The sequence below is a fragment of the Streptomyces sp. NBC_00433 genome (genome assembly GCA_036015235.1).
Lineage (GTDB): Bacteria > Actinomycetota > Actinomycetes > Streptomycetales > Streptomycetaceae > Actinacidiphila.
Map to the genome: position 1 here is coordinate 2,008,086 of CP107926.1, position 18,809 is coordinate 2,026,894.

The 18,809-nt window shown below is 73.7% G+C and carries 13 protein-coding genes and 1 pseudogene; 7 read left to right on the forward strand and 7 right to left on the reverse strand.

Annotated features, from left to right (window positions below; translation table 11 throughout):
- Positions 1 to 165: 165 nt before the first annotated feature.
- The 3 genes from OG900_08185 to OG900_08195 all read right to left on the reverse strand — a co-directional run bounded on the left by OG900_08185 (position 166) and on the right by OG900_08195 (position 4,006).
- Positions 166 to 2,547 (reverse strand): molybdopterin-dependent oxidoreductase, encoded by a 2,382-nt coding sequence (locus OG900_08185; protein ID WUH95667.1) that lies wholly within the window; start codon positions 2,545 to 2,547, stop codon positions 166 to 168.
- Positions 2,548 to 2,552: 5 nt separating this feature from the next.
- Positions 2,553 to 3,029 carry a (2Fe-2S)-binding protein gene (locus OG900_08190; GenBank protein WUH90089.1) on the reverse strand — a complete coding sequence of 159 codons (477 nt, stop codon included), beginning with the start codon at positions 3,027 to 3,029 and terminating at the stop codon, positions 2,553 to 2,555.
- A gap of 95 nt (positions 3,030 to 3,124) precedes the next feature.
- On the reverse strand, positions 3,125 to 4,006 hold the full coding sequence (locus tag OG900_08195; protein ID WUH90090.1) for a xanthine dehydrogenase family protein subunit M: 882 nt from the start codon (positions 4,004 to 4,006) through the stop codon (positions 3,125 to 3,127).
- Positions 4,007 to 4,275: 269 nt separating this feature from the next.
- On the opposite strand from OG900_08195, the gene OG900_08200 reads away from it, so the two are divergent.
- Positions 4,276 to 5,943 (forward strand): PucR family transcriptional regulator ligand-binding domain-containing protein, encoded by a 1,668-nt coding sequence (locus OG900_08200; GenBank protein WUH95668.1) that lies wholly within the window; start codon positions 4,276 to 4,278, stop codon positions 5,941 to 5,943.
- 192 nt (positions 5,944 to 6,135) lie between these two features.
- Positions 6,136 to 6,885, forward strand: coding sequence for a hypothetical protein (locus OG900_08205; protein ID WUH90091.1), 750 nt, complete (start codon positions 6,136 to 6,138; stop codon positions 6,883 to 6,885).
- Positions 6,886 to 7,502: 617 nt separating this feature from the next.
- On the opposite strand, the gene OG900_08210 is transcribed toward OG900_08205, so the two are convergent.
- Entirely contained in the window at positions 7,503 to 8,174 is a 672-nt protein-coding gene (locus OG900_08210) for a GntR family transcriptional regulator (protein WUH90092.1), read from the reverse strand.
- Between the two features lie 162 nt (positions 8,175 to 8,336).
- Here OG900_08210 and OG900_08215 point away from each other — a divergent pair, with 162 nt between their 5' ends.
- On the forward strand, positions 8,337 to 9,155 hold the full coding sequence (locus OG900_08215; GenBank protein WUH90093.1) for a (2Fe-2S)-binding protein: 819 nt from the start codon (positions 8,337 to 8,339) through the stop codon (positions 9,153 to 9,155).
- 177 nt (positions 9,156 to 9,332) lie between these two features.
- On the forward strand, positions 9,333 to 10,403 hold the full coding sequence (locus OG900_08220) for a DUF2637 domain-containing protein (protein WUH90094.1): 1,071 nt from the start codon (positions 9,333 to 9,335) through the stop codon (positions 10,401 to 10,403).
- Between the two features lie 168 nt (positions 10,404 to 10,571).
- Here OG900_08220 and OG900_08225 read toward each other — a convergent pair.
- Positions 10,572 to 10,967: pseudogene (locus OG900_08225) on the reverse strand (ATP-binding protein).
- A 338-nt stretch (positions 10,968 to 11,305) separates the two neighbouring features.
- Between OG900_08225 and OG900_08230 the strand changes: the two are divergent.
- Positions 11,306 to 11,878, forward strand: coding sequence for an RICIN domain-containing protein (locus OG900_08230; GenBank protein WUH90095.1), 573 nt, complete (start codon positions 11,306 to 11,308; stop codon positions 11,876 to 11,878).
- Positions 11,879 to 11,915: 37 nt separating this feature from the next.
- On the opposite strand, the gene OG900_08235 is transcribed toward OG900_08230, so the two are convergent.
- Entirely contained in the window at positions 11,916 to 13,658 is a 1,743-nt protein-coding gene (locus OG900_08235; protein WUH90096.1) for a pyruvate dehydrogenase, read from the reverse strand.
- 41 nt (positions 13,659 to 13,699) lie between these two features.
- Entirely contained in the window at positions 13,700 to 16,441 is a 2,742-nt protein-coding gene (locus OG900_08240; GenBank protein ID WUH90097.1) for a protein phosphatase 2C domain-containing protein, read from the reverse strand.
- Between the two features lie 132 nt (positions 16,442 to 16,573).
- Here OG900_08240 and OG900_08245 point away from each other — a divergent pair, with 132 nt between their 5' ends.
- Together OG900_08245 and OG900_08250 are read left to right on the forward strand one after the other, a co-directional pair.
- Positions 16,574 to 17,059, forward strand: a complete 486-nt coding sequence (locus tag OG900_08245) for a DUF456 domain-containing protein (GenBank protein ID WUH90098.1) — start codon at positions 16,574 to 16,576, stop codon at positions 17,057 to 17,059.
- Between the two features lie 832 nt (positions 17,060 to 17,891).
- Entirely contained in the window at positions 17,892 to 18,737 is an 846-nt protein-coding gene (locus OG900_08250) for a GH25 family lysozyme (protein WUH95669.1), read from the forward strand.
- Positions 18,738 to 18,809: the final 72 nt, after the last annotated feature.

Genomic DNA, 18,809 nt, shown 5'->3' on the forward strand with positions numbered 1-18,809 from the left:
TCCCGCGCCGCGGTGCGCGGCTCCACCGGTGTCTGGGTCATGGTGCCGACTCCCAAGGTTCACGGGGACACCCGTCCGCCGGGTGCGGTGGGGATGTGGGATATGCGTGGCCTGCACGACCCGGGGGACGGCCCGAGGCGAACGGTTGCCTTGCGCTTGCCGCGCCTACGACCCGGTCAGGTGTTCCGGCCTGACCGGTGTTCTGTCGAGCTCCAGCCCGGTGGCCTGCCGGATGGCCGCCAGGACCGCCGGTGTGGACGACAGGGTGGGTGCCTCGCCGACACCGCGCAGCCCGTAGGGGGCGTGCTCGTCGGCGAGTTCGAGCACGTCGACCGGGATGGTCGGCGTGTCGAGAATCGTGGGGATCAGGTAGTCGGTGAAGGACGGGTTGCGGACCAGCGCGGTCCTGGGGTCGACGACGATCTCCTCCATCACGGCCACCCCGAGTCCCTGGAGGGTGCCGCCCTGGATCTGGCCGACGACCGACAGCGGGTTGAGCGCCTTGCCGACGTCCTGGGCGCAGGCCAGTTCGACCACCTTGACCAGGCCCAGTTCGGTGTCGACCTCGACGACCGCGCGGTGGGCGGCGAAGCTGTACTGCACGTGGCCGTTGCCCTGGCCGGTGCGCAGGTCGAAGGCCTGGGTGGGCCGGTGCCTGAACTCCAGCTCCAGGTCGACGACTTCGTCGTCAAGGACGTCGGCGATGTCGGCCAGCGCCTCACCGCCGTCGGTGACCACCTTGCCGTCTTCGAGCAGCAACTCCGCTGTGGCCCAGGCGGGGTGGTAGGTGCCGAACTTCCGGCGGCCGAGGTCGAGGACCTTCTCGCGTACGGCCTCGCAGGTGTTCTTGACGGCGCCGCCGGTCATGTACGTCTGCCGGGAGGCGGAGGTGGAGCCGGCGGAGCCGACCCGGGTGTCGGCGGGCTGGATGGTGACCTGGGTGACGCCCAGCTCGCTGCGGGCGATCTGCGCGTGCACGGTGACGCCGCCCTGGCCGACCTCGGCCATCGCGGTGTGCACGGTCGCGACGGCCTCGCCGTTGATGACCTGCATCCGCACCCGGGCGGTGGAGTAGTCGTCGAAGCCCTCGGAGAAGCCGACGTTCTTGATGCCGACGGCGTAGCCGACCCCGCGGACGACGCCTTCGCCGTGCGTGGTGTTGGACAGGCCGCCGGGCAGGGCGCGGACGTCGGCGCCCTCAGTGGTCTCCCACTGCCTTTCCGGCGGCAGCGGGCGGGACTTGACCCGGCGCAGGAGTTCGGCGACCGGCGCGGGCGAGTCCACGCGCTGGCCGGTGGGCATGACGGTGCCCTGCTCCATGGCGTTGATCTGGCGGAATTCGACCGGGTCCAAGCCGAGCCGGGCGGCGACCTTGTCCATCTGGGCCTCGTAGGCGAAGCACGCCTGGACCGCGCCGAAGCCGCGCATCGCCCCGCAGGGCGGGTTGTTGGTGTAGAGGGCCAGGGCCTCGATGTCGACGTCTTCCACCACGTAGGGGCCGATGGACAGCGACGCGGCATTGCCGACGACGGCGGGCGAGGCCGAGGCGTAGGCGCCGCCGTCCAGCACGATGCGGCAGCGCACATGGGTCAACCTGCCGTCGCGGGTGGCCCCGTGCTCGTACCAGAGCCTGGCCGGGTGGCGGTGGACGTGGCCGAAGAAGGACTCGAAACGGTTGTAGACGATCTTGACGGGTTTGCCGGTGCGCAGCGCCAGCAGGCAGCCGTGGATCTGCATCGACAGGTCCTCGCGGCCGCCGAAGGCCCCGCCGACGCCGGACAGCGTCATGCGGACCTTGCGCTCCGGCAGCCCGAGCACCGGGGCGATCTGCCGCAGGTCGGAGTGCAGCCACTGGGTGGCAACGTACAGGTCGACGCCGCCGTCCTCCGCGGGCACCGCGAGGCCCGACTCGGGGCCCAGGAAGGCCTGGTCCTGCATGCCGAAGACGTAGTCGCCGGTGACGACCACGTCGGCGCGCGCGGCGGCCCGGTCCGCGTCGCCGCGCAGGATCGGCTGGCGGTGCACGATGTTGGGGTGCGCGACGTGGCCGATGTGGTGGTCCTCGCGGCCCTCGTGCACCAGGACCGCGTCCGGCGCGGTCGCCGAGGCCTCGTCGGTGATGACGGGCAGCGGCTCGTAGACGACGCGGATCTTGGCGGCGGCCCTGCGGGCGGTCTCCGGGTGGTCGGCGGCGACCAGCGCGACCGGCTCGCCGTGGTGGCGGACCTTGCCGTGCGCGAGGACCGGGGTGTCCCGGATCTCCAGGCCGTAGTGCTTGACCTCGGTGGGCAGGTCGTCGTAGGTCAGCACCGCGTGGACTCCGGGGGTGGCCAGCGCCTCGCCGGTGTCGATCGACGCGATCACGGCGTGCGCGACAGTGCTGCGCAGGGTGTAGCCCCACAGCATGTCCTCGTGCCACAGGTCGGAGGAGTAGGCGAATTCGCCGGTGACCTTGAGGGTCCCGTCGGGCCGCAGGGTGGACTCGCCGATGCCGCCCCCGGTCGCGGAGGACTGGGTGAGACTGGTCGGCGTACGGGTGATGCCCATCTTGCTCACACCGCCTGTCCGGTACGGGCGGCCGCCAGGCGGACCGCGTCGAGGATCTTCTCGTAGCCCGTGCAGCGGCACAGGTTGCCGGACAGTGCCTCACGGATGTCGCCGTCGCTGGGCGACGGGTTGTGTTCCAGCAGCTCGTCGGCGGCGACCAGCAGTCCGGGAGTGCAGAAGCCGCACTGGACGGCGCCGGCGTCCACGAACGCCTGCTGGATCGGCGCCAGTTCGCCGTCCTCGCCGGCCAGGCCCTCGACGGTGTCGACCCGCCGGTCCTGCGCCTGCCCCGCGGCGACCAGGCAGGAGCACACCGGCACACCGTCGAGGCGTACCGTGCACGACCCGCACTCGCCCTGCTCGCAGGCGTTCTTGGAGCCGGGCAGCCCCAGCCGCTCCCGCAGCACGTACAGCAGGCTCTCGCCCTCCCATACGTCGTCGGCCTCCTGCGGCCGCCCGTTGACGGTGAAGGTCACACGCATGACTCGCTCCCCTCTTGCTCTGCTGGTCGGTCTTCCTGCTCACACCCTCCGCGGACGGCCTCGTTCCTCGGCCGCCCACTGCCCGTGCTCGTGCGTCAGCCCTCCGTCTGCTGGTCGGTCCGGTACTGCTCCCAGGTCCAGCCCAGCGTCCTGCGCGCCATCACGCCCAGCGCGTGCCTGCGGTAGGCGGCGGTGCCGCGTACGTCGTCGATCGGGTTGGCCGCCGCGGCCGCCAGGACCGCGAACTGCTTCGCCACCGCGGGCGGCAGGGGTCCGCGGTTCTCCCACAGGCCGGCCTCGTCCAGGGCCGCGGCGAGGAATTCCTCCGCGGTCCTCGCCCGGACGGGGGTGGGCGCGGCCGAGCCGATGCCGGTGCGGACCGTGCGGGTGTCGGGGTGCAGCGCGATACCGAAGGCGCACACCGCGATCACCATCGCATTGCGCGTGCCGACCTTGGAGAACTGCTGCGGCCCCGACGCCTTCTTCAGGTGCACGGCCCTGATCAGCTCGTCGGGCGCCAGCGCATTGCGCTTGACGCCGGTGTAGAAGTCGTCGATCGGGATCAGCCGGCTGCCGCGTACCGACTCCGCCTCGACCGCGCCGCCGGCGGCCAGCAGCGCCGGGTGGGCGTCGCCCGCGGGCGAGGCGGTGCCGAGGTTGCCGCCGACGCCGCCGCGGTTGCGGATCTGCGGGGAGGCCACCGTGTGGCTGGCCAGCGCGAGGCCCGGCAGTTCCCGGCGCAGCCCCGCCATGATCCGCGAGTAGGGGACCGAGGCGCCCAGGCGCACGGTGTCCTCGCCGGTCTCCCACTCCTCCAGCTCGCCGATCCGGTTGAGGTCCAGCAGGTGGTCCGGCCTGCGGTGGTCGAAGTTGATCTCCACCATCACGTCGGTGCCGCCCGCGATGGGCACGGCCGAGGGGTGCTCCGCCTTGGCGGCGAGCGCCTCCTGCCAGGTGGCGGGGCGCAGGAATTCCATGGGGTGTCCTTCGCGGGATCCGGGTGGCGGGCGGGTGGTGAGACCAAGGCTGCTCATGTCCTGTACACGCTACGTGCGCCCAGTACACGGCCGTTGGGCCGTCCGGGTGCAGTCACCGAAAACATGAAGCGCTTGGCTGGCCAACCACCAGGTCTTGTAGATTCCTCTGAAAGAGACCGTCGGGAAACCTCACGGTTTCCCACTGGCCACGTACGACGCCGGCCGACCCAACCACACCGGCGATGCCACGACAGGACAAGGCGACCACGATGCGGCTGCGCGCACTCCTCGACACCGAAGCTCTCGGCCTGCGGCTGCTCGGCGGTGAAGCGGAACTCGACCGTACGGTCCGCGGGGTGATGACCACCGACCTGCGCGACCCCAGCCGCTACCTCACCGGCGGCGAACTGGTGCTGACCGGCCTGGCCTGGCGGCGCACCGCCGCCGACAGCGACGACTTCGTCCGCCTGCTGGCCGGCGCCGGCGTCGCCGGGCTCGCGGCGGGCGAGGCCGAACTCGGCCCGATCCCCGACGACCTGGTCGCCGCCTGCGCCCGGCACCGGCTGCCGCTGTTCGCGGTCGACGAGCGGGTCGCCTTCGCCGACATCACCGAATACGTCGTCCGGCAGGTCTCCGGCGAGCGGGCCGGCGACCTGGCCGCGGTCGTCGAGCGCCACCGGCGGCTGATGTCCTCCGGCCCGGCGGGCGGCGGCCCCGACGCCGTGCTCGACCTGCTCGGCAGCGACCTGGACCTGCGGGCGTGGGTGCTGTCCTCGACCGGCCGGGAGATCGGCGGCGCCGGCCACCCGCTGCCCGCCCCCGTCCGCGCCGAACTGGCCGGCGCCCAGCAGGCCGCGGCCCGCACCGGCCGCCCCGCACCGCACCGGGTCGCGGTGCAGGGGCGTACGTACTCGCTCTTCCCGGTACGCGCCGGCGCCGCTGCCCCCGACGTCCGCTCACGGGTGCTGTCCGACTGGTTCCTGGCCGTCGACGCCGACGCCGGCGAGTGGCCGGCCGAGCGGCTCGACCTGCTCCAGGGCGTCACCCAGCTCATCGCCGTGGAGCGCGACCGGCGCGACGCCGCCCGCACAGTCAGGCGCCGCCTGGCCGGCGAGGTCTTCGACCTGGTCAGGGGCGGTGCGGCGCCCTCCGAGATCGGGGCCAGGCTGCGGGCTGCGGCGCCCGTACTGGTGCCGGGCGCCGGCGGCGAGCCCTACTGGCAGATCGTCATCGCGAAGGTCGACTGGGCCGGCGGCGAGGTGCCCGCGGGCCCCGTCGCGCAGGCGCTGCTCGAAGAGGTGCTCGCCGACCAGGCCGCGCACGGGCCCGACGGGGCCGACCGGATCGCGGTCGCGCACGCCGAGGGCGAGGCCATGGCGCTGGTCCCGCTGACCGGCGGCGCCCCGGGACCCACCCCCGGCATGGTCGGCGCCACCCCCGAACCGCTGCACGCCGAGGCACTGCTCGGGCTGCTGCGCGGACCGCTGGCCCGCGGCCTCGGTGACGACGGCCGGCTCACCATCGGCGTCAGCGCCGCCGTCCACTCCCCCGAGGGCCTGCGCGGCGCCCTGGAGGAGGCCAGGCACGCCCGCCGGGTCGCCGCCGCCCGCGCGGGCCGGGTGTGCGTCGCGGGCCACGAGGAGCTGGCCTCGCACGTCCTGCTGCTGCCCTTCGTGCCCGACGACGTCCGCCGCGCCTTCACCGCCCGGCTGCTCGACCCGCTGCGCGCCTACGACCGCAAGCACCGCTCGGAGCTGATCCCGACCCTCGAAGCCTTCCTCGACTGTGACGGATCATGGACCCGCTGCGCCGGCCGGCTGCACCTGCACGTGAACACCCTTCGGTACCGGATCAGCAGGATCGAGCAGCTGACCGGCCGTGACCTGGCCCGACTTGAGGACAAGCTCGACTTCTTCCTGGCACTGCGAATGAGCTAGTGATCCCGTTCACAAGATGTGATCTCCAGCCTCTTGGCGGGAGGCCCCGGCGCATGTTGAACTTCCGCCACCGGCAGGCACGCGGACAACTGCCGGACATCTGCACCCGATACCGGCCCGCGCCGGACCCAGGTCCGCACCTGCACGGCACGCACTTCGCACTGGCTCGACGACGCGCTTGGGGGAGAAGCTGTGGCGGAAACCGCCCTGTCGGAATCTGTGGTCGGAGTACCTGACGTCTGGCGGCTGCGGGCCCGCGGCTGCTGGGCGGAAGCGGCGGCACTGCTCGCGCCGTACTGCGCCGACGACCCGGGGGCCGCGCTGCGGCGGGCAGAGATCCTCATCGAGGGCAGCTTCTACCATCTCGACGGGTGGGCCGAGGCGGAGGACGCGCTGCGCGTCGCCGAGGCGCTGGCCGGCACCGACGAGGAGCGCGGGGCCGCGGCCTCCGAGCGCGGATTCCTCGCCTACGGGGCCACGCTGCACTCCGCGCGCGACCGCGCCGACGAAGCGCGGTCCGCCTTCGGCCGCAGCGCGGCACTGCTGTCCCCGGGCTCACCCGGGCGGCCCCTGCTGGACTTCCGGCGCGGGCTCGTGGCCCAGAACATCGCCGGGAATCCGGCGGCCGCCCGCGCCGCCTACCGGCGTGCGCACGCCGGCGCCGTGGCACACGGCGACACCTTCCTCACGTCCTTCACGTGGCGCCACCTGGCCGGCCTCGCCGCGGCCGACGGGGACCTCGCGGAGGCCCGGCACGGTTTCGCGGAGTCCCTCCGGCTGCGGGTCGCCCTCGGCCACCTCGTCGGCACGGCCCCCGCGATGCTGTCCCTCGCCGAGGTCTCCCCCGACGAGGAGGCTGCCGCCCTCCGCTCCGAGGCCGCCCGCCTCTTCACCCTCCTGGGCGCCATCCCGACGTGGCTGGCCCCGTCCTTCCCCACCTAGCCCCCTCCGGGCCGGGCCCCCCTCAAGCCTCCGCCCCGCCGCGCCTGGCGGTCCTCCCCCTTGCGGTGCGTGGCTGGCTTGTCGCGGTGGCAGCCCCGTTCTGTCGCGTTCACAGTCGCGGCCCACTGTGGCTGGTCGCGCAGTTCCCCGCGCCCCTCAAAAAACGCGTGCCCTCCTGCCCAGAGGGCAAGCCCCCTGCCAGGGGCAAGCGCCTGACGGCGGAGGACGCAGGGCCCAAAGGGGCGCGGGGAACTGCGCGCCCCGCCGACGAGGCGGGAAAGAAGCAACGCCACCGCAAGCGGCACCCACCCAGGGGCGCGAGGAACTGCGCGACCAGCCCACCACCGGGCGGCAGCCAGAGGACGCACCGCAAGCGGCACCCACCCAGGGGCGCGAGGAACTGCGCGACCAGCCCCCACACAGCGGCACCGTGGAATCCGCAACAGCACCCCGCAGGGAGTGGCGGGGAACTGCGCGCCCCGCCGACGAGGCGGGAAAGAAGCAACGCCACCGCAAGCGGCACCCACCCAGGGGCGCGAGGAACTGCGCGACCAGCCCCCACGCAGCGGCACCGTGGAATCCGCGACAGCACCCCGCAGGGAGTGGCGGGCGAACCGTCAGGGGCACGTGGCGAGGTGGGCGCGGAGCAAGGGCTCCGCGGGGGAGGCCGCGGCGAGGGCGGCGAGCAGAGCCGCGTGGTGGGCCGCGTGGGCCCGAAGAGTGGGGCGCCGACCCGGCGCGGCCCCGACGGGAGGCCATTGCGCACGCCGGTGCAAATCGTCCGCGACAGCGACAACGTGGGGGTTCCCCGCCAACCCGAGCAGCGCCCGGTGAAAGGCGCGGTCGGCCTCCGCGTAGGAGGCCCGGTCCCCGGCCGCGGCAGCGTCCACCGTGGCGTCGGCGAGCGGGACGAGCGCGTCCCACCGCGCCGCGGGCATGGCGCGGGCCAGGTCGAGCACGACCGGGATCTCCACCAGCATCCGCACTTCGGCGATCTGGGCGAGGTCGCGTTCGGTGCGGCAGACGACGCGGAAGCCCCGGTTGGGCAGCACCTCGACCGCGCCTTCCCGCGCGAGCAGCGCCATGGCCTCGCGGACGGGCGTCGCGGACACGCCGTACCGCGCGGCGAGCGCGGGCCCGGAGTGGACGGAGCCGGGCGGCAGCTCGCCGGTGAGGAGCGCGCCCCGCAGCTCGTCGAGGACCTGCTGGCGTACCGAGTGGCGCTCCGGCATCCGGCGCGGCGCGGGCAGCGGTGCCCAGCCGGCGTGCGCGGACGCGACGGGATCCATCGGCTGCTGCTCCCTCTCACCCTCGTCAGGGGCCCTCAGCGACCCCGCGGACCGGCACGTCACCCGCCCGGCGTACTGCGGTGAGCTTAGACCCCGCCAGGACCCGTTAAGGTAAGGCTTACCTCTCCCGGTGATCCCCGGCCCCGTCTGGACGGTTTCCGTATGCCCGTGACCAGCCCCGCCTACGCCCGCCTCGCGGCCGTGCTCCCCGACCTGCGGGTGACCGAGGGCGAGCCCCGGTCCGACGCCGGCTGGGTCACCGCGGAGCAACTGGCGGCGGGCGGCGCGGCCCTCGACGCCTTCACCGCCCAGGACGCCGAGGAGATCGTCCAGGAGTACGGCCGCCCGCCCCGGCTCGACGTCGCCGCCACGCTCGCCCTGCACCGCTACGCGTGGCCGGCCTGCCTGCTCTTCACGGTGCCGTGGTTCCTGCACCGCAGGGTCCCGCGGCTGCCGGTGGCGGATGTGTCCCTGCACCGGGAGACCGGCCGGATGACCGTGCGCACCCGCGCCTTCGGCTGCCTGCCGGGCGACCCGGCGGCCACGCTGCCCGGCGCCCGCGTCCTGCCCACGGAGGCGGCGCTGCGCGACGATCTGCGGGCGGCGCTCGCGGAGCATCTGACGCCGGTGCTCGACGCGTTCAGGCCGCGGCTGCGGCGCGGCCCGCGCACCCTGTGGGGTCTGGCGACCGACGAGATCGCCGAAAGCCTGTGGTACGTCGGCCGGTTGATGGGCCGGGAGGAGCGGGCGGTGGCCGATCTGACGGCGCTGCTGCCCGGCAATACCGCGCCTTACGCCGGCGGCGCCGACTTCCGCGGCACCCCGCGCGCGACCGACACGTCGGAGGCGGCCGAAGGCGGTTGCTCACGCGACCGCCTGACATGCTGTCTGTTCTACACCGTGAGCCCGGCGGAGGTCTGCGACACCTGCCCGCGTGGTACCGGGTCGGATCGAATCAGGCGCCGCGCGACAGTCGGTTGATCGATCACGCTACGCTTTCGCTCAAACCAGCAGTTGTGGCACGCGAGTTCGACCAAGTCCCCCCTTGGCGGGACTCTTGTGCCATAACCTCTGCACTCACCCGCGCTCTTCGCAAAGATGTCGGTCGTAAGCCGTCCCGCGGCCCGAGCGCGACGGAAGCGACACTAGGAAACGCACATGAGAGACATATCGCTGGACTGGGTGCTCTCGGGCATCGTCGGCCTGGTCGTGCTCGCGGCCTGTGCCGTCGTGTTCCGGAGCCGCCGTACACACTCCGAGGACAACGCCTCGGGCGACTCGTGGGAGCGCAGCGAGGAGCGCCGCCGCCGCAAGGAGGCGATCTACGGCAGCGCGTCGTACGTGCTGCTGTTCTGTTGCGCAGCGGTGGCCGCGGCGCTGTCCTTCCACGGCCTGGTCGGCTTCGGCCGGGAGAATCTGAGCCTGAGCGGCGGCTGGGAGTACCTGGTGCCCTTCGGCCTGGACGGGGCGGCGATGTTCTGCTCGGTCCTGGCCGTCCGGGAGGCCAGCCACGGTGACGCGGCGCTCGGTTCGCGCATGCTGGTGTGGCTGTTCGCCGGTGCCGCCGCCTGGTTCAACTGGGTGCACGCGCCGCGCGGGGTGGACCACGCGGGCGCTCCGCAGTTCTTCGCCGGGATGTCGCTGTCGGCCGCGGTGCTCTTCGACCGGGCGCTGAAGCAGACCCGCAGGGCGGCGCTGCGCGAACAGGGCCTGGTGCCGCGGCCGTTGCCGCAGATCCGGATGGTGCGCTGGCTGCGGGCGCCGCGGGAGACCTTCGCGGCCTGGTCGCTGATGCTGCTCGAAGGCGTGCGGTCGCTGGACGAGGCCGTCGAGGAGGTCCGCGAGGACAAGCGGCAGCGCGAGCACAACGAGCTGCGGCAGCGCGACCACGAGCGGCTGGAGCGGGCCAAGATCAAGGCGCTGAACCGGCAGCACCGGCCCTGGCCGCGTGGCGGCAGGGGCGGCCGGCAGGTGGAGCTGCCCGCGGCGAGCGCGGCAGGCGGCCAGACCGCGTCGGAGCCCGCCATAGGTGCCGGAGTGGAGCTGGCGTCCGCCGAGCTGCCGGTGCGGAACCGTCCCGCACTGCAGCCGGTGCGCGAGGAGGCGCAGCCCTCGACGGCGACCGCGTCCTCCACCATCGACCTGACGGCCGAGGACGACACCATGACGCTGCCCAGGCTGGACTCGCTGGAGCGCAAACTGGAGGAGATGGAGCGGCAGTTCGGCTGACGGGCCGCTTCCGCAGGAGTCGGGCCGCGTACGGGCACGGGTTGCCCGTACGCGGCTCGCTGCTTTCCCGGCGGGCGAAGGACCCGCCCCGCGGCACGACCCGGCCCCGTACGACCGCGGTCGCGGCCGGGCGCCGGGTGGGCCGGGGCTCTTCAGGCGGCTCTGGAGTCAGGCGGCTCTGGAGCCGAGTTCGAACCAGACCGTCTTGCCCGCGCCCCGCGCCTGGATGCCCCAGGTGTCGGCGAGCGCCTCGACGAGCAGCAGTCCGCGGCCCGAGGTGGCGTCGTCCGATGGGCGCGCCCTGCCCGCCCTGCGCGGCGGCGGCCGCCTGCCGAGGGTGTCGTGCACCTCGACCCGCAGCCGCCGTGCGGGTCCCGGCGAGAGGGTCGCGGTCAGCACCGCGCCCCCGCCGGTGTGCTGGAGGGCGTTGGTGACGATCTCGGTGGCGAGCAGTTCCGCCGTGTCGGCCAGTGCCGGCACTCCCCATTGGCGCAGTTGGTCCCGCAGCAGCCTGCGGGTGTCGGCGACGGCGCGAAGATCAGCGCGCCCTACCGCGTACCGTAAGTGATGCCCCGTGCTGTCCGTGGGCCTCCCCCGATCTGGTCCGGACCGATCCCCCTGGGTAAGGCATGCCCACCGGCGCCCGCTCCCATGCTGCGGGCACGTCCGATCACCGGGGCGCCGTGCGCGCGGAGGCGAGGGGTGAACCGCGGACTACCGTCGGACCGTTGATAGGTCCGATGTATGACGGGTGGAAGCCTTGACACGGCCCTCCCCCGCCGCCACTGTGTGGCCCACTCATCCCCTTGTGTTTCTCGGATGTTGTGCCTGCGCCACAAGTCCTGTTGCCTCGGGAGGAACCACCCGTGAACCGAAAGCCCCACACTTTCGGCGGACGCCGAATGATCCGACCATCCGCCCTGGCCACCACCGCGCTCCTGGCGGCCGGCCTGCTCGTACCAGCGGTCGCCCCCACAGCGACGGCGGCGACCGCGACCACCGCCTGGCAGAGCGGCGGTTTCCACGTCGACACGCCCAACGTGGTCCGCCGCGGCGGTGGCGGCACCAACCCCGGCAACGGCTCGGTGATCTCGCTGCGGGCGCACGCCAACGGCGACTACGTGACCGCGGACAACGCGGGCGCGTCGCCGCTGATCGCCAACCGCACCGCGATCGGCCCCTGGGAGCAGTTCGACGAGATCGACCAGGGCGGCGGCTACATCGCGCTGCGCGCCCACGCCAACAACAAGTACGTCACCGCCGACAATGCCGGTGCCGCACCCCTGCTGGCCAAGGTCGACGCGGTGGGCACCTGGGAGCAGTTCCAGCTGGTCCACAACGGTGACGGCAGCGTCAGCCTCAAGGCGCGCGTCAACAGCAACTACGTGACCGCGGAGAACGCAGGCGCCTCGGCGCTGATCGCCAACCGCACCTCGATCGGCCCCTGGGAGGAATTCGACCTGATCACCAGCTGACCCCCCGTACGCCCGCGTGTCGCGCCCGTGAACGACCCTACGGGCGCGGCACGTTGCGCAGATTGGCGCGGGCCATCTGCACCATCCGCCCGACGCCGCCGTCCAGCACCACCTTGCCGACCGACAGCGCGAAACCGCCGATCTGCTCACCGGTGATCTTCGGCGGCAGCGACAGCGCGTGCGGGTCGGTCACCACGTCGACCAGCGCCGGCCCCTTGTGCCGGAAGGCGTCCCTGAGCGCGGAGCGCAGCTCCTTGGGCTTCTCCACCCGCACCCCGTAGGCACCCGCCGCTCGGGCCACCGCCGCGAAGTCCGGGTTGACGTTGGTGGTGCCGTACGCGGGCAGGCCCTCGACCATCATCTCCAACTCGACCATACCGAGCGAGGAGTTGTTGAACAGCACGACCTTCACCGGCAGGTCGTACTGCACCAGGGTGAGGAAGTCCCCCATCAGCATGGTGAATCCGCCGTCGCCCGACATCGACACCACCTGCCGCCGCCGGTCGAGGAACTGCACGCCGATCGCCTGCGGCAGCGCGTTGGCCATGGAGCCGTGGGTGAAGGAGCCGATCACACGGCGCCTGCCGTTGGGCGTCAGATAGCGGGCCGCCCACACGTTGCACATCCCCGTGTCGACGGTGAAGACCGCGTCGTCCGCGGCCTCCTCGTCCAGCACCGAGGCCACGTACTCGGGGTGGATCGGCAGATGCTTGTCGACCTTGCGGGTGTAGGCCTTGATGACGCCCTCCAGGGCGTCGCTGTGCTTCTTCAGCATCCGGTCCAGGAAGCGTCGTTCGGACTTCTCCTTCACCCTCGGCGTCAGGCAGCGCAGCGTCTCGCCGACGTCGCCCCACACCGCGAGGTCCAACTTCGACCGGCGGCCCAGGTGTTCGGCCCGAACGTCGACCTGGACGATGGTCACGTCGTCGGGCAGGAAGGCGTTGTAAGGGAAGTCGGTGCCCAGCAGGATCAGCAGGTCGCACTCGTGCATCGCCTCGTACGCGGCCCCGTAGCCGAGCAGTCCGCTCATGCCGACGTCGTAGGGGTTGTCGAACTGGATCCACTCCTTGCCCCGCAGGGCGTGCCCCACCGGCGACTTGACGCGTTCCGCGAAGGCCATCACCTCGTCGTGCGCGCCGGCCGTGCCGCTGCCGCAGAACAGGGTGATCCGGCGGGCGCCGTCCACCAGCCGTGCCAGCGTGTCGATCTCCGCGTCGCCGGGCCTCACCGTCGGGCGCCGGGTGACCAGCGCGTGCTCGATGCTGCGCTGCGGCGCCGGGTGCGCCGCGATGTCACCCGGCAGGCTGATCACCGACACCCCGCCGCGGCCCACCGCGTGCTGGATCGCGGTCTGCAGCACCCGCGGCATCTGGTCGGCGTTGGAGATCAGCTCGCTGTAGTAGCTGCACTCGGCGAACAGCCGGTCGGGGTGCGTCTCCTGGAAGTAGCTCGTGCCGATCTCGCTGCTCGGGATGTGCGAGGCCAGCGCGAGCACCGGGGCCATCGAGCGGTGCGCGTCGTACAGCCCGTTGATCAGGTGCAGGTTGCCCGGGCCGCAGGACCCGGCGCAGGCGGCCAGCCGCCCCGTCAGCTGGGCCTCCGCGCCCGCGGCGAAGGCCGCCGTCTCCTCGTGCCTGACATGCACCCATTCGAGGGAGCGGCTGCGGCGGACGGCGTCCACCACCGGGTTGAGGCTGTCGCCCACCACCCCGTAGAGCCGCTGCACACCCGCGCGTACCAGGATGTCGATGAACTGCTCGGCCACGGTCTGCTTCGCCATGTACCCATCTCCGCACGCTCCCCGCGCGGGCGCATCCCGGGTCAGGCGTCCCAGACGGTCACCGCCGTCCGGTCGTCGGCATAGCCCTTGACCCGGGTCTGCGTGTCGGCCAGATACGCCGCCAGGCCCGGCACCCGGCCGCCGCCCCAGCGCTCGGCCAGATGGGCGGCCAGCGCCGGTTCGCCGCGCAGCGGCTCCGCCAGGCCCGCGCTGCACATCACCAGCGCGTCACCCGGCTGGGCGACGGTCGCCCGGAAGCGGAAGGGGGCGGCGGTCCCGTCCGGTGCCAGGTCCAGGTCCTGCCAGCCCCCCGACCTGATACGGAACAGCCCGCCGTCGCCCACCCCGAAGAAGAGCCGCACCGGGCACGCCGGGTCCGCGGGCAGCAGCAGGCAGCGCAGCGACGCCGTGTACGTCCCCTCGTCCAGCCCGAGATCCTCGCCGCGGGCCCGCAACCGCCCGTAGCACCGGTCCGTCAACCGGTGCAGCCCCGACTTCAGCGAGCCGCGCCGCGCCGCCCGCAGATCCTGCGCCAGCCGCTCCCGGCTGCGCCCCACCGCCCCGGCGATCCACCGCACCGAGTCCTGCGCGGCCCGGTGCGCGTCATCCGCCGCCCGCGCGCCGCTGGCCATCGCGACCAGCAGCAGGGCGTCGTCCCCGGTGCCGAAGCGCGCCGTCAGCAACGCGTCCCTGCGCGGCTGCCCCCGATACCGCGCGGAATCCCCGCGCAGGCTCACCGTCCTGACGGTGAGCCCGCCGTACTCCGCCCCGTCGAGCACGGTGTCCGCGACCAGTCCGTCCAGCCCGTCCGGATCCGCCTCCGGCCAGGCGCTCGGCTCCGCCGCATAGGTCGGCGCCCCGCCCCCCACGACCTCGGCGACCGGCTCCCGCCCCTCCTCGGCGGCCACCCACCCCGGCGGCAACTCCGGCGCCCACCGCACGCCCCCTTCCCCGAACGACGTCTCCCCCCACCCCTCGGCGCCACGCGGCGCGGGCACCCCACCCTGCTCCCGCGCGCCGGGGACCGCGTCCGCGGCCGGCGGCACACGGGGGTCATCACCGGGCGCCCGCGCGGCGGGCGGCCACGAAACGGGCCGGTCGCCCAAGCCGCGCCCGGACGCCTCGCGCGACGCGCCGTACGCGCCGTACGGCGCGGGAAGCCCGCCACTCGCCGACGTCTCGTCGCCCGCGGCCGGCGCCCCTTCCGCGTCCCGCCCGGAGGCGCTGGCCGGAGGCCAGGGCGGCCGCGGGGTGCCCGAATCCCGCCCGGACGTGTCGCTCGCGGGCAGGGGCTGGTCGGATGGCGGGGCATCCCGGCCGGCGGCATCGACCGGAGGCCACGGAACCCGCGGAGCACCCGCGTCATCGCCCCCGCCGGCGTACGGCCGCCCGGCGGGCGGGGGCGGCGGAGCGTCGTGGCCGGGCGGAGCGGCTTGCCCGCCGGGCACGCTCGCGGACGGATCAGGATCGTCGGCATACGTGCCGGGGGCGTCGTCCGCCGCGTCGGGTGCCTGGAGGGCGGGCGACGTCCAGGGCTCGGCGGGGCGAAGGGTCACGCCGGGGGCGTCGGAAGCGGGGCGTACGTCGTCCGGCCGGTGGGTGGACCTCGGAACGGGCCAACCCGCCGGGGGCGGGGGCGGGACGGATGCCCAGGGTTCGGCGGGCGCGGGCGGTGAGTCGCCCCAAGGCTGCCGAGTCGGCGGTACGTCGGGCCGGTCGGTCGGCTCGGCCCGCTCGGGGAAGGCGGGCTGCGCCGACCAGGCGTCCCACGGGGGCACCGGTTCCGCGTCCTGGGCCTCGTCCTCCTCGGCCTCCGCTGCCGGGAACATCGGCCGCGCCGACCACGCATCCCACGGCGGCGGCGCCGGGCTCTCGCCCGCGCCACGAATGTCCTGCCCGTCGGACGCGGCTGCCTCCGGCGGGGTCCCTCCGGGTGCCGGCCCCGCGTCCCGCGGCTCCTCGGCCGCCTCCTCCCGCTCCTGCCCGGTCCCGACGGTGTACGGGACCGCGGCCTCCGACGGGCTCGCGTCGGCGTACGACGCCCCCGCCTGGCCGGCATCCGCCTCCGACGGGCCCACCTCGGCGTAGGAGGTCCCAGGCTCCGCCGGATCCGCTCCCGGCCGACCCCCGGCGCCGTACAGCGCCCCAGGCTCCGCCCGGTCCGTTCCCGACGGACTCACGTCCGCGGACGGCACCCCGGCCTCCGCTCCCGGCCGGCTCTCACCGCCATACGGCGGCTCCGGCTCCATCGGCTCCGCCTCCGGCGGGCTCCCGCCGCCATACGGCGCCCCCGCCTCCTCGGCGTCCGCTCCCAGGCGGCTCTCGTCGGCGTACGGCACCCCGGCTTCCGCCGGATCCGGTTGCGGCCGCCTCTCCCCGCCGTACGGCGCCTGCGCCTGTGGGCGCGGGCCCGCCGACCGGTCGGGCTCCGGCGGCCGCTCCGGTGAGGGATCCGCCTCCCGTACGGGGGCCTCCGTCGGCGTATCGCGCTCGACGCGCGGCGGCGGTGGCGATACGGGTTGTACGCGGCCCGGCGGCGGGGGTGTGCGGGTGGGGCGGGGCCAGGAAGGGGGTGGGAGCGGGGCGGTGGGGCGGCGGAGCCGCAACGTGTCGGCGGCCGAGGGCGGCGGCGGGGGCGGGGACATCGCCGACAGGGCCGAGTCGAAGTGCGCGTCGATCGACTCCGGCGCGGCCGGCGCCGCACCGCCGGCCGCCTCCTCGTCGTACAACTGCCGCCACCAGTCGTCTTCTTGACCTCGGCGGGACTCCCCCTGCTGACTCATGCCCTTATTGTCCACCGCCCAGGCCGCCGGGAAACGTGGAAACGCCGCGCCACCCCCACCCGCACCCGTCACACCGGCAACTTCACCCGCCCCGCCGGGCGAACGCCGCCGGAATCCGGCAGGGTGGAATCCATGGGGACCGCACAGGCGAGCCTGATCGGCGCGGTGATGCTGCTGGGCCTCATCGGCGTGGCTGTCCCCGGCGTACCGGGGACGCTGCTGTGCTGGGCCGCCGTGCTGTGGTGGGCGACGTCCGAGCACACCAGCCTCACCTGGGGCGTGCTCGCCGGTGCGACGGGGCTGCTCGCGGTCGCGCAGGTCGTGGTCTGGCGGCTGCCGGCCCGCCGGATCCGCGAGTCAGGCGTCACCTGGCGCACGGTGATCAACGCGACGGGCGTGGCGATCGCGGCCTCCTTCCTCCTCTCGGTGTTCGGCGCCGTCCTCGGCTTCGTCGGCAGCATCTACGTGACCGAGCGGATCCGCCTGGGCGGCGGGCACCGTACCGCCTGGACGGCGACGAGGCGCGTGATGCGCACGGTCGGCGGCTCCGTCCTGGTCGAGTTGCTGGCCTGCCTCCTGGTGGTCGACACCTTCCTGATCGCCACCATCGTCGCCTGAGCGACCCGAGCGACCCGGGCACCCTGAGCCCTCGATCGCCCCGAGCACCCGCGCGCCCCGAGCCCCGGATCGGCCCGAGCACCTGCACGCCTGCGCACCTGCACGTCCCGAGACCCTGAGCGCTCGATCGGTCCGATCGCCCCGAGCCCCCGATCAGCCCGAGCACGTGCACGCCCCGAGGCCCCGATCGGCCCGGGTCCCCGGCGCCCCGACCCGCCCGCGCGCCTTGAAGCCCTGAGCACCGATCAGCCCGAGGCCCTGAGGCCCGGGGCCCTGATCGGCCCGATCGCCTGAGCGCTCCGGAGCCCCGAGGCCCCGTTCGCCCCGGAGCCCCCGCGCGCGGCCGAGCGCGGCCCGCACCCGCCCAAGCCCACGCCCGAGCGGCCAGCGAATTTTCACGCCGCGGAAATTTCCGCCGCCCCGCCCCCGTCACCGCAGCTCCCAGCCTCCCCTACTGGTCTAGGCCACTACGAAAAACCTCAACCCCTTTACGCCGAAGGTAAGTTCATGCGTCACTCATGACGCGTTCACATCAATTACCCCGCGCACACCGCACCGCACCGCACCATCGTGCAAGCAACGGCATCACCGCGCGCCCACGCAGCCCCACGAGCACATCCCGCCCCATCCCGCCCCCCGCCACCCCGCCGAAGCGGTGGCGGTCGCCGACCGCTCGCACGCTACGCGAGTAGACGCGAACAGACGCGAGCAGACCACCCGGTCGGACGAGCCCGGCGAAGCGCGCGGCCCCCACCCCGCACCACCCCGACGTGCCTGGAGGAAAGCCTTGTTCTCCCGAATCCGCACCACCCCTGCCGCCCACCGGAAGCTGATGGCGGCCGGAGTCCTCGGCGCGAGCATGGCGCTCGCCGCGACGATGTCGGCGGGCACGGCCAGTGCCCGTACGCTCCCGTCGGGCAGCGACATCCCGCTCGGCGGCGGTTACATGGGCGTCGGCTACGCCCAGGACAGCAAGGCGGGCTTCACCCCGGACACCCGGCAGCTCGGCCTCGGGACCCCCGCCGCCGTGACGCCGAACGCCACGAACCCGGTGGGGATCGACGTCTCGCACTACCAGGGGACGATCAACTGGACCTCGGTGAAGTCGGCCGGCATCGGCTTCGCGTACATCAAGGCCACCGAGAGCACGACGTACAAGGACCCGACCTTCAACGCCAACTACCTGAACGCCTACAACGCCAAGGTGATCAGGGGCGCTTACCACTTCGCCCGGCCCGACCTGTCCTCCGGCGCGGCGCAGGCCACCTACTTCGCCGGCAACGGCGGCGCCTGGTCGGCGGACAACCTCACGCTGCCCGGCATGCTGGACCTCGAAGGCGGCTGCTATGGCAAGTCGGCCGCGTCGATGCAGTCCTGGGTCCTGGACTTCTACAACACCTACAAGTCCAAGACCGGCCGCGACGTCGTCATCTACACCAGCGCGAGCTGGTGGAACTCGTGCACCGGCGGCTGGAGCGGCATGTCCGCCAGGAGCCCGCTGAACGTGGCGCACTGGACCACCGCGGCCAGCCCCACCATCCCGAGCGGCTTCCCGTTCTGGACCTTCTGGCAGTATTCCGACTCCGGTTCGGTGAGCGGCATCTCGGGTGCCGTCGACCGCGACCGCTTCAGCGCGAGCAGCGCCCGCCTGCTGGCCCTGGCCAACAACACCCCCTGACCGCGGCGGCCGTTGCTCCGGCCGGGTGAACCGGCGGGCGGTCCGAACCGCAGCGCGGCCCGGACCGCCCGG